Source organism: Victivallis sp. (genome assembly GCF_048170485.1).
In the GTDB taxonomy this organism is placed as follows: Bacteria; Verrucomicrobiota; Lentisphaeria; order Victivallales; family Victivallaceae; genus Victivallis.
The window spans coordinates 18,086-31,424 of record NZ_DBEXAY010000300.1 but is presented as its reverse complement, the minus strand read 5'-3'; the positions used below and the strand labels follow the sequence as shown (position 1 = coordinate 31,424).

Below are 13,339 nucleotides of genomic sequence, written 5' to 3'. Positions count from 1 at the left end.
AAGACTTGAGATCCTCGCATTTCGGCACTATATTTAATGAAGTGACCGTCAGGATGATTTTCCCGCCGGACTGTGCGGAGCATCCGGAACATCAATTCCAACCCAGGATTTACTATGCTGTTTCGCACCCGCTTTGGCGCCGTTGCCATACTGTTTCTCGCGCTCTCCGCACTCCTCGCCGGGTGCTCCGATCGCGGCGAACACACCGTCGATCTAGTGAGAATCATGCAGGGAGATGAACAGTGCGCTCTGCCCGGGCGGGAGTTCCCCCGGGAGATCCGCGTCGAACTGCTCGGGCCGCAAGTTCCCGGCCTGCTGGGCGGCAAAGGCAGCCGCGCTCCGGTCAGCGGCGTAAAAGTCCTCTTCGTGCCGGTCGACGGCTCCGATCTTGTCGTGACTCCGGCGGAAACCATCAGCGACGCCGGCGGCCTGGCGGCGGCAAAGGTCCGCGCCGGGCAGAAGACCGGCGACCAGTATCTCAAAATCATTCCAGTCGGATTCGAGAGCAAAAGCGTCACCCTCCGGCTGATCTCCGGCATGCAGATCAAAGGTGACGAAGAGGAGTACCGCACCGGAACAATCGGCGACAACTCCGTCGAAGTGAGACTTCAGAAGGATAATAAGCCCGCCGCCGGAGTTCCCGTGAACTTCAAGCTGCTCGCCACCAGCGAAGGAGCGACCAGCAACGCCTCCATCCTCTCTCCCACCGTTGTGACCGATGAACGCGGCGTCGCAAAAACCAGCGTCAAACTCGGCCAGAAAACCGGCATCTATCAGGTCGGCATTGAAGTGGTGGATCCCGATGCCGGATTCCTGATCCGCAGCAAAACCATCAAACTGCTCGGCTTCAATCTGTGGGCCGTCGTCATCGCCGTGCTCGGCGGCCTCACCCTCTTCATCTTCGGTATGAAGCTCATGGGCGACGGCATTCAGAAGGTCGCCGGCGAGAATATGAAGAAAATCCTCCAGTTCTTCGCCCGGAACGGCATCGTCGCCGTGCTGGCGGGGACTCTGGTCACCGCGGTCATCCAGTCCTCCAGCGCCACCACGGTGATGGTGATTGGTTTCATCAACGCCGGACTCCTCACCCTCACCCAGGCCATCGGCATCATCTTCGGCGCCAACGTGGGGACGACCGTCACCGCGCAGATCATCTCCTTCAACCTCTCCGGACTCGCACTTCCGGCGATCACGCTCGGATTTCTCATCACGCTGTCGAAGAAACGCGAAATCAACGGGTGGGGCGAAACACTGCTCGGATTCGGTCTGCTCTTCTACGGCATGACCATGATGAGCGATGAACTGCGCGTCCTCGGGGATTTCCCGAGCTTCAAAGAGTTCTTCAAGGCGTTCGACTGCATGCCCGCAGAGCCGGGGAGCTGGATGCCGCTCGGCGCAGTGCTCGGCGCGATCGGCATCGGCATCGCCGCCACGGTGCTGATCCAGTCCAGTTCCGCCGCGATGGGTATCGTGCTCGCCCTCGCCGGCAGCGGTCTCATCAACTTCTACACCGCGGTCCCCCTCCTGCTCGGCACCAACATCGGCACGACCATCACCGCCATGCTGGCTGCGGCCGCCGCCAACCGGGTGGCCAAACAGGCGGCACTCGCCCATACCCTGTTCAACGTCTTCGGCGTCGTGCTGATGCTGATCCTCTTCTACGTGCCCTATGGGCCGGAACGGATTCCGGTGTTCCTCTATTTCATCAACGCCATCACCCCGGGCGATGTGTTTGCGGCGATTCCGCAGAACGTCGAGCGTCATATCGCCATGGCGCACACCTTCTTCAACGTCACGGTGGTGATTGTGCTGCTGCCCTTCCTGAAGCAGTTCGCCAGCTTGTGCAACTGGCTGCTGCCGATTCCCCACGACAGCAAGATCAAAATCAAAATGCTGGAACCCGGCCTTCTGAACACCCCCTCCATCGCACTCAAACAGACGGTCACCGCCATCCGCAAGATGGTCAAGGACGCCTGGGCCATGGTCGATGAGGCGGTCAACAAACAGTTCCTCCCGGGCGTGTCGGACAAAGAACGGTGCGAAGCGCTCGCCGCCGCCGAAGAGCGGATCGATGAAATGCAGGCGGAGGTGACCGCCTACCTCGTCCAGATCACCCGCAAACAGCTGACGGAGCCGCAGTCCGAACTCGTCCCGCTGCTGATGCACTGCACCAACGACGCCGAACGGATCGCGGATCATACGGAATTGATTCTCCAGCTGACCAGCCGGCTGGTCAAAAATGAGAAAAAACTCTCCGAAGCCGGCCGGAAAGACCTCCGCAAGATGTGGGACGTGCTCAACGACCAGGCGAAAAATGTCATCAACGCGCTCGGCAGCGACAATCCGGCCATGGTGAAATTCGCCCTCAAGGACGAACGGAAAATCAACAAAATGGCTGACAAATTTGAATCAGCCCACATCGATCGGCTGCGCAAAGGCAACTGCACGATGACCAATGGAGTGATCTTCATCGAGATGCTCGGCGAGCTCGCCAAGATCGGCGATCACCTTTCCAACATCGCAGAACGTACTCCGGAAATTCAGAAGCATTATGTAAACTTGTAACAACCAAGTGACAGAATATCATGAATCCCATTCGAATTCTCTCTTTTGAAGCCGTTGCAGAGGCCGTGGCCGAGCTCTGCGGCAAGGCCGCCTGTGACCTGCCGGCCGACGTTCTGGAGGCGCTCCGGACCGGCCGGGCCGAAGAGCGCGGCGAAACGGCCCGTGACTTCTTCGACCAGTATCTGGAAAACGCCCGGATCGCCCGGGAGGAGCGGATGCCGCTCTGTCAGGACACCGGATTCGCCGTCTTCTTCGTCGAACTCGGCGACGAGGTGCGGCTCGACCGCGGCACGCTCACGGAGGCGCTCACCGAAGGCACCCGGCGCGGCTACCGGGAACACTACCTGCGCAAATCGATCGTCAACGATCCCCTTTTCGACCGGAAAAACACCACTGACAATACGCCACCGGTGATTCACCTGGACCTCGTCCCCGGCGACCATCTGCGGATCGTCCTCGCGCCCAAGGGAGGCGGTTCGGAAAATATGGGAGCCGTGCGGATGCTCAAACCGTCGGACGGGAAAGAGGGTGTCGTCAACTTCGTCGTCGATACCGTCCGCAACGCGGGTGGCAATCCCTGCCCTCCCACCATCGTCGGGGTCGGCATCGGCGGAACCATGGAGAAAGCGGCACTGCTGGCCAAACGGGCTCTGCTTCGTCCGCTCGGCCAGCCCAATCCGGATCCGCGTTACGCCGCTCTGGAACGGGAGATTCTTGAAAAGATCAACGCCACCGGCGTCGGTCCGCAGGGGCTGGGCGGCGACGTCACCAGCCTCGCGGTTCACATCGATTTTCATCCCTGTCACATCGCCAGCATGCCGGTTGCACTCAATCTGAACTGCCATGCGGCAAGACACGCGGAGGTGACGTTATGAACACCATTTCTCTTACCACGCCGTTCACCGAAGAGCAGATTCGCGCCCTGCGTTGCGGCGACCGGGTCCGGCTCTCCGGCGTCATCTGGACCGGCCGTGACGCCGCTCACCGCCGGCTGGTCGCCCTGCTTGACGAAGGGAAGCCCCTGCCGGTTGACCTGAACGGACAGGCGCTCTATTTTGTCGGCCCCTGCCCCGCTCCTCCCGGGCGGGTGATCGGCAGTGCCGGGCCCACCACCAGCGGCCGGATGGATGCCTATTCGCCGCGGCTGATCGCGGATTGCGGCCTGCGCGGCATGATCGGCAAAGGAAACCGGTCGGCCGCAGTCGTGGAGGCCATGAAACGGTATGGCGCGGTCTATTTCGCGGCCACCGGAGGAGCGGGCGCGCTGATTGCCCGGTGCATCCGTGCCTGTTCCGTCGTAGCGTTCCCCGAGCTCGGGCCGGAGGCAATCTACCGGCTGGAGGTGGAGAACCTTCCTCTGGTTGTGGCAATCGACGCCGCCGGGAATTCGCTCTACCGTTGAACGACCTCCCGCAAACCAGCGTTTCCCATCAGAACCACCGCACAGCACGGTGGTTCTGTTTTTTTCTGCCGGAATGTTTTCTCTTTTTTTCCCAGGACGTTTGACAAAAGATCGATGTGACACTATTAGTAAAAAAAGGGAAACGTTCGCCCGGGGGCAGAAAAGATTTTCCGGGGAAGGTGAGATCGCGCCCGCGGCGTCCGCATTTTCCCTGCAACATTAAGGAGAATCTGTCTATGAAACATCTTTTTGTGATGGCCGCGGCGGCGGCATTTTCGTTCGGTCTCGCCGCCATGGATCTGCCGGTGCAGAATTCCGACTTCGTCGAAACCAACGGCAAGCTCACCGGCTGGACCAAGGCCGTGCAGACCAAAGCCGGCGACAGTGTCGCAGTGGAACCCATTCCGGGGGAAAAAGATGAGTTTGCCATTGTTCTTTCCTCCACCGGCGGCAAGACCTGGCCCAGCGTCTGGCAGCGGCTGGTCAAGGTCTCCGATCTCCCGGCCATCCCCGCCGGCAAGACGATGGTCATTGAACTGGAATACAAGCAGAAGACGGAAAACGTCACCGGAGTCGCCTTCGGAACGCTCGCATTCTTCGACGCCAAAGGCAAGCGGCTGATGTACAAGGACGGTGTCAATATGAAGGGAACGCAGGGCTGGCAGGAGCGCAAGACCGTCTTCCGCGTCAAACAGATTCCGCAGGGGGCGGCCACTCTCGGCATCGCCTTCTACCTCGGCAAATCCACCGGGAAAGCCTGGTTTGCCGATCCCGATCTGGATCTGGAGATCAGATAATCTCCCCCTCCGTTTCGAAAGCCTTCCCGGCGGCGGCCCGAATTGCGGCCGCCGTTTTTCCTTGTCGTCACGTGGGGCTGTTCCACGCGGCCACCCCCGCGGCCAGCGCCTCCGCCGGACCGGCAAACTCCCCCGCCAGCTGACGGTCGTAGATCGATTCGAGCAACGGTCCGAACTCCGGCCCCGGACGGCACCCGGCGGCAATCAGGCTCTTTCCGGTCACCCAACGTTCCGGCAAAGCGGTTTCCTCCCCGCGCCGCCGGCGTTCGATAAGTTCATCGAGCAGATAGATGAAACACTCCAGAAACCCGTGACAGGCGATGCAGTCGAGCCGGTGCAGTTCCAGCTCCAGCGGAAAATTCGGATCCGCCAGCAGGCGGCGAAGTTTTGCCGCACGCATCTCCCGCACCGATGCAAACCGCATATGGCCGCGCACCGCCTGCACGATCGCCTCACGGTCGGCCGTAGAGAAGCGCAACCGGTCGAGAATCCGCCCCGCAAGCTCCGCCCCCTCGCTTTCGTGACCGAAAAATCGAATCCGCCCCGTCTCGTCGATCGATTGGGTCTGCGGTTTGGCGATATCGTGCAACAGGACGCTCCACGCCAGCCGGGCATCCGGATACGCCATATGGGCAAGCATTTTCATCGTATGGGTGAAGACATCCCCCTCCGGGTGAAACTGCGGCGGCTGCTCCACGCCGTCCAGCGCGGCGACCTCCGGCAGTACGGCCCGCAGCAGCCCCAGCTCCAGCAGAAGACGCATGGCCCGGTCCGGCGCGGGGCCGGTCAGCATCCGGGTGAGTTCCCCCGCAACCCGTTCCGGAGCAAGTTCCGCAGTCAGCGGTGCGAGTTCCGCAATCGCCCGCCGGGTACCGGGCGAAAGTTCAAATCCCAGCCGTGCCGCAAACCGGACCGCCCGCAACATCCGCAGATAGTCCTCGCGGAAACGCTCCTCCGGGTCGCCGACCGTCCGCAGAACGCCCCGCTCCAGATCCGCGACACCGCCGACGCAGTCGCACACCTCTTCCGTCTCCGGATCATACCAGAGCGCATTGACGGTGAAATCGCGCCGCGCCATGTCAAGCTCCAGCGAATCGGTGTAGCGGACCAGTTCCGGATGGCGCCCGTCAAGGTAGTTGCGTTCCTCCCTTGCGGTCGCCGCTTCGAACCGGATTCCCTCCACCTCGATCAGCGAAACGCCGAAGCTCACCCCGACCGAACGCTGGCCGGGGAAGAGTTCCGCCAGCACCTCCGGCACCGCGGTGGTCACCAGATCGTAATCCGCAGGCAGGCAGCCGAGCAGAAGATCGCGGACGGAGCCGCCGACCAGACCGGCCTCGAACCCGGCCTGCTTCAGCTTGCGTACCGCATGGCAGGCGGCGTGGAACGCCGGATTGGCAACCTGAAATTTCCGCCGGAAACGCTCCATGCCGAGCCCTAACAAACCGAATGAATCCGAACCGGTTCCGGCTGCGTCGCCCGGGGATAACGGACCGCCGCCGGGCCGAAGAGCATCACATATCCGAGCCGGTATCCGGCAGGGATTCCGACCCGTTCCCCGAGATCCGGGAAGAGCGAGAACATCGCCGCCGCCAGACCGCACCAGACGGTGCCCAGCCCGAGCGACTGCGCATAAAGTTCAAAATAGCTCAACGCGATCGTGGGGTCGTAGGCCGGACAGGGGGAATCCTCCGGCGCGGAAACCACCAGCATGTGAGGTGCGCCGCGGAAGATCACATCCTTCCCCGCCAGCACCTGTTCCCGGTAGCGCAACAGGCCGCCCAGCGTCTCCGGCGCGCTGTTCATGCGTTCGAGAATCCTGGCGTTCACCGAATTGCGAATCTCATCCATCACGGCGAGATCGTCGACGAAAGCGAAGTCGAGCCGGTGGTTGTTCACTCCGGTCGGGACCCAGGCGAGCATCGATTTGAGCCGGTCGAGTGTCTCCGCATCGACATTTTTCCGCTGATAACTGCGGCAGGATCGGCGCAGACGGATCAAGCGGAGCATCGACTCCGGCTCCGGCAGATTCCCTGCCGGGGTGCTGTCCGCGGGATTGCGGCCGAAGATGGAAACCGCACCGGCCGGGCAGACCGCCAGACAATGCTGGCAGCGCGTACAGCGCGCTTCGCTCCCCGGCAGAAGAACCGGCAGACCATCCTCGCCGGAAGCGAGAATTCCCGGCGCACAATCCCGGATGCACGCACCGCAACGAACACACTTCTGAGAATCCACTTCAAACTTCAAACCGTTCATCGCGCCCTCGCCTTTCCTTTAAAATCCCTTGACCGCAATCACGAATTCCCCGAAGGAATCCACCTCGAAGTCAAACTTCTCCTCCCGCGGGTCCCCGAAGCCGTAACGTGCCAGCGCGCGGCGGAATCCGGCCCGGCGCGCCGCTTCCAGATCGGTGTAGTGATCTCCGAACATCCAGCAGGACGAGGCGTCAAAGCCGTACTTCGCCTGAAGCGCCAGCAACGCATCCGGCTCCGGCTTGAGCGGATAGTTCCCGTCGCCGCCGATGATGTCCGAGAAAAACCCGGCGACACCGAGCCGGTCCAGAATTTTTGCGGACGCGGCGGTCGGCTTGTTCGACAGCACCGCCAGTGTGATTCCCGACTCTTTCAGCTCCTTGAGCCCGGCGGATACTCCGGGATAAAGGCAGGTGGTGTCCACCAGATGATCGGCATAATACCGCTTCATCCGCCGCAGCGCTTCATCGAAATCGACCTCCGCATCGGCCACCGAACGGCGCACCAGATTGATGATACCGTTGCCGACAAACGAGACCACCCGTTCCGCCGACAATGGTTCCAGCCCCATCGAACCGCGCATGTAATTGACCGCCCCGGCCAGATCGTGCCGGGAGTCGATCAAAGTTCCATCCAGATCAAATACAATCAGTTTTACCATTCTTCACTCCCCCAGAAAAGGCACCTGCGTGATGGCGGGCAGCCGGGCGTAGGAATCCGCATCCAGCGAGGTGAATTCCCCCCGGCGGAAATAGTGCCAGCCGAGCCCGCCGACCATCGCGGCATTGTCCGTGCAGTATTTGCGCTCCGCCAGCCGGAGCCGCACTCCCGGCGGAGTCAGCTGTGTCAGCCGCTCCCGCAGGAGCGAGTTGCAGGCGACACCGCCGGCCGCCACGATCGTCTTCACGTGGAAATTCTTCGCCGCCAGCATCGTCTTGCGCGCCAGCACATCGATCACCGCCTCCTGATACGAGGCGACGGTATCCTTCAGCAGCTCCGGCGGCAGTTTTCCATCCGCCCCGGCGTGATTCCGGACATGGTAGAGCAACGCGGTCTTGATGCCGCTGAAACTGAAGTTGTAGAGATTTTCCGGCGCCAGCGGTTTGCCCGCCGCCCCGGTGAGCGGACGCGGAAACTCAAACCGCGAGGAGTCCCCTCCTTCGGCGGTCCGCTGCACCACCGGTCCGCCGGGATACCCCAGCCCCAGCAGTTTCGCCCCCTTGTCCAGCGCTTCCCCCGCCGCGTCGTCGATGGTGCAGCCCAGCTGACGCGCCCGGCCGTCCGCTTCAATCAGCATGAGCGACGTGTGCCCGCCGGAAACCACCAGCGCCAGCAACGGGTAACTGGCGGGATCCTCCAGCGCTTCGTGCGCGCCATCCAGAAACGCCCCGTAGATGTGTGCGATAAAATGGTTGATGCCGATCAGCGGCTTGCCGTTGCCCATCGCCAGCCCTTTTGCAAAGCTCAGCCCGACCAGCAGTGCCGGGATCAGCCCCGGCCCCTGCGTCACCGCCACCGCGTCGATCTGCGCCATCGTGACGCCTGCTTCGCGCAATGCGGATTCGACCACCGGATTGAGCGCGACCAGATGCTCACGCGCGGCGAGTTCCGGCACCACGCCGCCATGAACCGCATGCCGGGCGATCTGCGAAGCGACGCTGCTCGACAGCACATCCTGCCCGTCGCGCACCACCGCCGCCGCGGTTTCGTCGCAGCTGCTCTCTATTCCAAGAATCAAACTCATGGCAAAAATTCCTCCGACACTTGATAATTTGAAAATATACTATATCTTTAAAACAAAAACAATCCGGATTGCGGACGAAACTCGAATTCCACGTGAAAAAAATTCTGAAAACCGCCGTCGGCCTGCTCACCGGCAGCACACCCGCCGTTGCGGGGATTCAAATTGCCGCCGCCCTCGCGGTCGGAACGCTCCTGCTGGTGCGCCCCGTCACCGCCTCCCGGATACTCCCCTGGGCACTCTGGCTGATCTTTCTCCTTGCGGGTGCGGCTCTTTTCGCCGCCGGATGGGAGAATCCGCGCCGCACCCGCTGGTACTGGCTTGGAGCCGGCGCGGTCATCATCGCGGCCGTCACCATCGCCTTTCAGGTGCGCGGCGACTACCTGGCCAGCTGGGGGGCGGGAGTATGGGCGCTCAACTCCGCCGTCTCCGGGTTCCGGCGCGCCTTCGAGGGGAGCGGCACGCCCCTCTCCCGCGGGCTGAGTTTCGCTGAAGCCGGACTGCTCGCGACGACGGGCATTCTCTTCTTTTTCCGCTTCGACCGGGCGTTCTTCGAGGCCGCGCCGTTTTATACGTTGTTCTTCTACGCCGATGCCATGATCCGTCTGGCATCCACTCCATGGAGAAAGGCTCACAAATGATTCGAATCGGACACGGATACGATGTTCACCGGCTGGTTCCGGGCCGGGAACTGATCCTCTGCGGCGTGCACATTCCGCACCCGACCGGACTTCTCGGACACAGCGACGCCGACGTCGCCGTTCACGCGCTGATGGACGCGATCGCCGGAGCTCTCGCCCTCGGCGACATCGGCCAGTTCTTCCCCGACACCGATCCCGCCTACCGGAACGCCGACAGCCTCAAACTGCTGGCCCGGCTCATGCAACTGCCGGAGGTTCAAAACTGGCAACTGGTCAACTGCGACCTCACCATCGTCGCCCAGAAACCGAAACTGATGCCCCACCGGCTAGAAATGCGCAGCAATCTTGCTTCTGTGCTGGATCTCCCGCTCGACCGGATCTCCGTCAAGGCGACCACCACCGAAGCGCTTGGCTTCGAAGGACGCGAAGAGGGAATCTCCGCCACCTGTGTGGTCCTGCTGGAAAACCGCTGAATATCGCGCAACGTCCCGCCGGAGGTTCACCGGGAGATTTTGATGACATAGGGTTCCGGCCGGGCGGCCCGGTAGAGTTCGCGGTAGAGCTTCGCCGCTTCCGCCTTCAGCGCCTCTTCCTTCGGCCGGTTCTCCTTGTAACTCCGGACGACGCTGCAGTAATACTTCCAGGCGGGATTCGACTTCGACGCCTCCAGCCATTTCTCCAGCGTCGCCACTGCCTCTTCCGGGTTTTCAATCGATCCCTTCTGCCGCTGTACAAGGATGTTTCCATGGACGATGTTGCGCAGTTTCTGATCCACGGCACGGTACTGGCCGGCAATCTGCGCCGCGCGTTTCGCCCGCCGTGCAGAGGGGGTGTCGAGCAGGGCGAGATTGACTCCCTTCTCCAGCTCCTCCCCGCGGAAAGAGCCGAGTTCCCGGCCATCCGCGGAAAGCGTGTAACGGCCCGGCGTCAGCCCGGTCACCCGGAGCATCTCCTGATTCAACCGGGAGGTCAGCGGGCGGATTTTGTCCACCGCCAGATAGTCGCCGTCCACCGGCCAGGGCAGTGCTCTCGGGAAGTAGCAAAACGAACCGCCCTCCTCACCGAAAGCGAGATTCTCCACCTTCGCCCCTGCCGCCTTCTTCGCCTTCGCGTCGATCAGAATGGAACCGACCTCCGGCGTCTCGCCAAGCGCCTCCAGCAACAGCGACGCCATCAGCAGATGCCCGCGACGGCCGGGATGAATGCGGTCACGGCCGCAGAGCTGCATCTCCGGATATTTTTTCAGCAGTTCCGTCATCACCGGGTGGAACTCGACCACCGGCAATTTTCTTTCCGCCGCGATCTCGCGGACAATCTTCGCGCAATCGAAGAGGCCCGGTTCATTGCAGGGGGTGAAACTGCTGCTCTTGAACGTTCCATACTGGTCATACGGCGACGGCGTAATCAGCACGACCTTCTTCCCCGCCTGCGTCAGCCGGTCCACCACGGCGGCCAAATTGCGGCGGTAGGAGTCAAGCGAACGGGAACGGGCGGCAAGCGTCTTCTCGTCCGGCGTGCCCGGGAGGTAGTTGCCGCGGCCAACGTCGTTCATGCCGAACATGACGAACACCCGGTCCGGATTGCGCTCGAGCAGATCGAAATCAATCCGCTGCAGCCCGCTCCAGGCAGAGCCGCCGGAGATGCCGGAATTCAGAATCCGAACCGGAGCATAGGGATGGCGGAGCGCTTCAAAGAGCTGAAGTTCATAAAGATAAATCCCGCCGTGAGTAATGCTGTCTCCGAAGAAGGCGATTTTTTCATTTGCCTGGAACGGAGCAACCGGCCCCCTGTCTGCGGCCACACACAAAGAAAGCCCCAGCAGGAGCACCGCCGAAAATTGCTTCAGGAACTTCATGATCTCCTCCTTTTCCGCCGGAATCTGTCACAGCGTATTCTCTTTAGCCGGAACTCATCCGGCCGCTCCTCAAGGCTTCACCGTAAAATCATATCGAATTGTCATCACCGGCTCCGCCCGGCGCTCCCAGCTGCGGCGGCATTCGCCGATCAGCGCCGCATGGCCGGGCTGTGCGGCGTGCACCATGAGCTCCCGGACGCCGGGAGTTCCCGGCTGCTGTTCCGCCGGCGGCAGAAACCGTTCTCCGGCAAGACGTATTGCACCGTCTTTCCGGTTTCCCTTCTCGCCGTTGTCGGTCACCCGGAACATCCAGGTATATCCGGTGGAGGGATTCTCTTTGAGGGTGATCTTCGCGTACTGCCCGAGGCGCAGCGGAGTGGTTCGATTGACATCGGCGGCGGTAAGCGTCACCGCGGGCGGAGGCAGCACAACCGCTTCCGGACCGGTTTCGCAACCGGCAAGCATTCCCAGACACACGACGGCTAATCCGGCCCAGCCGAACAGGCGACTTCTCATTTCCGGCTCCTTTCCTGACGGGATCGATCGATACAAGTCTCGGATAATATAGCCCGTTTTTCTCCCTGCGTCAAAAGTTTCCGGAAAATTCGGTTGAAAAAATCCGATGCAATATTATATTCTTTTTCAGGCCAACCAAACAGGGAGAAGTCAGCCAGATGATCTACCGCATGCTCGCATTTGCCATTCTGACCGTGTTCGCCTTCACCGCCTCCGCCGCCGCAGAACTGGATCAACTGCTCGAAAAGGGCAGAGACGCCTGGCAGCTCACCGGCGACGCCCTGCTCAAGGAGTTCCCGCAGAACCTCCAGTTTCTCGACTCCAGCAAAAAGCGTCTTCGCGGCATCCCTGTCAAAAACAGCCCGCTGACCCTCTTCGGCGAACCGGTTCAGGAGCTCACCGTCGAAATCGCGCCGAACGGAAAAATCAGCAAGTACACCATCTCCATCTACAACCGCGGCGATGCCGGGAAGATTGAAATCTCCGACTTCCGGCAGAAACTGCGTTCCCTGATCCAGAAGTTCAGCAAACTTACCAATGTTCCGGTTCCTTCCCAGCAGAGCGCCTTCCTCGCCGGAGCAAAAGTCTACTCCCGCATCTGGAAAAACAACAAATTCGATCTCATCCTCCGCTGGAGCACCACCGACAACCGGACCGCCGAATACATCGCGCTGGACGCCTACCGCCCCGGCACCGCCCCCCGCAACCTCCGCGACAGCTTGAAAAGCACCACCACCACCGAGGAGCTCACCAGTAAAATCATCAACGATCCCGACGGTTCGCGCTATCTCTTCGTGCCGATGGTCGATCAGGGGCAGAAAGGGTACTGCGTCGCCGCCACCGCCGAACGAATGCTCCGGTACTACGGCAGCACCGTCGATCAGCATGTCATCGCCCAGATCGCCAAGAGCGACGCGAAGCGGGGCACCAGCATGCAGGCGGCGCTCGAAGCGCTCGACGACGCCAAAAGCCGGCTCGGCGTCCGGGTCAAACCGCTCATCACCTGCGAAATGGCGACCAAGGAGCTGCGCTGGAACACCTTCACGCGCCTGACGAAAGATTACAACTCCCGTGCCCGCAAGAGCGACGCCCGCGAATTGAAACTCAAAAATTTCGTGACGGTCCGGGGGCGGACGAAATATCTGAACGTCGACGCCCTGCTCAGCGCCATGGATCCCAAAATCTACACCGAAATGCGGTGCGAGGACAAGAGCGCCTACCGCGAATTCTCCGAAGAGATTCGAGATAACATCGATGCCGGGGTTCCGCTCTGCTGGGTCACCATCACCCTTCCCCATCAGGCGGACAACAAGACGAACCAGATCCAGCCCCACATGCGGATCATCAACGGCTACAACACCCGTACCGGCGACGTGATCTACACCGACAGCTGGGGGCCCGGTCACGAGAAGAAGGTCATGTCTCTCCAGGACGCCTGGGGAATCACCCAGATGCTCTGCGCCATGACGCCGCGCGGCAGATAATCTGTTTCATGCGTTTCTCCTGGCCGCATCCCCCGGGGATGCGGCATTTTTTTCGAAATATAACTCTAACATCATTTGACTTTTAT

13 protein-coding genes are annotated in these 13,339 nt (G+C 61.4%); 7 read left to right on the top strand and 6 right to left on the bottom strand.

The genetic code is table 11. The annotated features are described in order from the left end of the window. Positions 1-114: 114 nt before the first annotated feature. From ACMLHG_RS15690 to ACMLHG_RS15675, 4 genes are all read left to right on the top strand, one after another. The gene (locus ACMLHG_RS15690) at positions 115-2,565 is read left to right on the top strand and encodes a Na/Pi symporter (protein ID WP_417171096.1); all 2,451 of its coding nucleotides are present in this window, start codon (positions 115-117) and stop codon (positions 2,563-2,565) included. Positions 2,566-2,585: 20 nt separating this feature from the next. Further along, positions 2,586-3,440, top strand: coding sequence for a fumarate hydratase (locus ACMLHG_RS15685; protein WP_295806593.1), 855 nt, complete (start codon positions 2,586-2,588; stop codon positions 3,438-3,440). Further along, positions 3,437-3,967 (top strand): Fe-S-containing hydro-lyase, encoded by a 531-nt coding sequence (locus ACMLHG_RS15680; RefSeq protein ID WP_294434967.1) that lies wholly within the window; start codon positions 3,437-3,439, stop codon positions 3,965-3,967. Before ACMLHG_RS15685 ends, ACMLHG_RS15680 begins: the two co-directional genes overlap by 4 nt. 236 nt (positions 3,968-4,203) lie before the next feature. After that, on the top strand, positions 4,204-4,764 hold the full coding sequence (locus ACMLHG_RS15675; RefSeq protein WP_294434968.1) for a hypothetical protein: 561 nt from the start codon (positions 4,204-4,206) through the stop codon (positions 4,762-4,764). A gap of 67 nt (positions 4,765-4,831) precedes the next feature. Here ACMLHG_RS15675 and ACMLHG_RS15670 read toward each other — a convergent pair whose 3' ends face one another. From ACMLHG_RS15670 to tsaD, 4 genes are read right to left on the bottom strand one after another with little or no spacing between them, the layout of a single operon-like run. Then, complete coding sequence (locus tag ACMLHG_RS15670) at positions 4,832-6,208, bottom strand: CCA tRNA nucleotidyltransferase (protein WP_417171095.1); 1,377 nt, start codon at positions 6,206-6,208, stop codon at positions 4,832-4,834. Continuing rightward, positions 6,202-7,020: a nitroreductase family protein gene (locus ACMLHG_RS15665; protein WP_295806586.1), complete on the bottom strand. Its 819-nt coding sequence runs from the start codon at positions 7,018-7,020 to the stop codon at positions 6,202-6,204. Before ACMLHG_RS15665 ends, ACMLHG_RS15670 begins: the two co-directional genes overlap by 7 nt. An 18-nt stretch (positions 7,021-7,038) precedes the next feature. After that, positions 7,039-7,677 (bottom strand): HAD family hydrolase, encoded by a 639-nt coding sequence (locus ACMLHG_RS15660; RefSeq protein ID WP_294434973.1) that lies wholly within the window; start codon positions 7,675-7,677, stop codon positions 7,039-7,041. A gap of 3 nt (positions 7,678-7,680) precedes the next feature. Further along, positions 7,681-8,760: a tRNA (adenosine(37)-N6)-threonylcarbamoyltransferase complex transferase subunit TsaD gene (tsaD, locus tag ACMLHG_RS15655; RefSeq protein ID WP_417171094.1), complete on the bottom strand. Its 1,080-nt coding sequence runs from the start codon at positions 8,758-8,760 to the stop codon at positions 7,681-7,683. A gap of 92 nt (positions 8,761-8,852) precedes the next feature. Here tsaD and ACMLHG_RS15650 point away from each other — a divergent pair, with 92 nt between their 5' ends. After that, entirely contained in the window at positions 8,853-9,398 is a 546-nt protein-coding gene (locus tag ACMLHG_RS15650) for a hypothetical protein (RefSeq protein ID WP_295806580.1), read from the top strand. Then, positions 9,398-9,871, top strand: a complete 474-nt coding sequence (gene ispF / locus ACMLHG_RS15645) for a 2-C-methyl-D-erythritol 2,4-cyclodiphosphate synthase (RefSeq protein ID WP_366943104.1) — start codon at positions 9,398-9,400, stop codon at positions 9,869-9,871. Before ACMLHG_RS15650 ends, ispF begins: the two co-directional genes overlap by 1 nt. A gap of 26 nt (positions 9,872-9,897) precedes the next feature. On the opposite strand, the gene ACMLHG_RS15640 is transcribed toward ispF, so the two are convergent. Both ACMLHG_RS15640 and ACMLHG_RS15635 read right to left on the bottom strand, forming a co-directional pair. Next, complete coding sequence (locus ACMLHG_RS15640; protein WP_295806575.1) at positions 9,898-11,253, bottom strand: SGNH/GDSL hydrolase family protein; 1,356 nt, start codon at positions 11,251-11,253, stop codon at positions 9,898-9,900. 69 nt (positions 11,254-11,322) lie between these two features. Next, the gene (locus ACMLHG_RS15635) at positions 11,323-11,769 is read right to left on the bottom strand and encodes a protease inhibitor I42 family protein (protein WP_294434983.1); all 447 of its coding nucleotides are present in this window, start codon (positions 11,767-11,769) and stop codon (positions 11,323-11,325) included. A 158-nt stretch (positions 11,770-11,927) separates the two neighbouring features. Between ACMLHG_RS15635 and ACMLHG_RS15630 the strand changes: the two genes are divergently transcribed. Then, positions 11,928-13,253, top strand: coding sequence for a hypothetical protein (locus tag ACMLHG_RS15630; protein WP_295806572.1), 1,326 nt, complete (start codon positions 11,928-11,930; stop codon positions 13,251-13,253). The last annotated feature ends 86 nt before the right edge of the window (positions 13,254-13,339 follow it).

Coding starts and splice junctions, on each gene's coding strand:
- tsaD (WP_417171094.1), bottom strand. CDS start 8,760: ATGAGTTTGATTCTTGGAATAGAGAGCAGCTGCGACGAAACCGCGGCG.
- ACMLHG_RS15640 (WP_295806575.1), bottom strand. CDS start 11,253: ATGAAGTTCCTGAAGCAATTTTCGGCGGTGCTCCTGCTGGGGCTTTCT.
- ACMLHG_RS15690 (WP_417171096.1), top strand. CDS start 115: ATGCTGTTTCGCACCCGCTTTGGCGCCGTTGCCATACTGTTTCTCGCG.
- ACMLHG_RS15680 (WP_294434967.1), top strand. CDS start 3,437: ATGAACACCATTTCTCTTACCACGCCGTTCACCGAAGAGCAGATTCGC.
- ACMLHG_RS15675 (WP_294434968.1), top strand. CDS start 4,204: ATGAAACATCTTTTTGTGATGGCCGCGGCGGCGGCATTTTCGTTCGGT.
- ACMLHG_RS15665 (WP_295806586.1), bottom strand. CDS start 7,020: ATGAACGGTTTGAAGTTTGAAGTGGATTCTCAGAAGTGTGTTCGTTGC.
- ACMLHG_RS15685 (WP_295806593.1), top strand. CDS start 2,586: ATGAATCCCATTCGAATTCTCTCTTTTGAAGCCGTTGCAGAGGCCGTG.
- ACMLHG_RS15635 (WP_294434983.1), bottom strand. CDS start 11,769: ATGAGAAGTCGCCTGTTCGGCTGGGCCGGATTAGCCGTCGTGTGTCTG.
- ACMLHG_RS15630 (WP_295806572.1), top strand. CDS start 11,928: ATGATCTACCGCATGCTCGCATTTGCCATTCTGACCGTGTTCGCCTTC.
- ACMLHG_RS15660 (WP_294434973.1), bottom strand. CDS start 7,677: ATGGTAAAACTGATTGTATTTGATCTGGATGGAACTTTGATCGACTCC.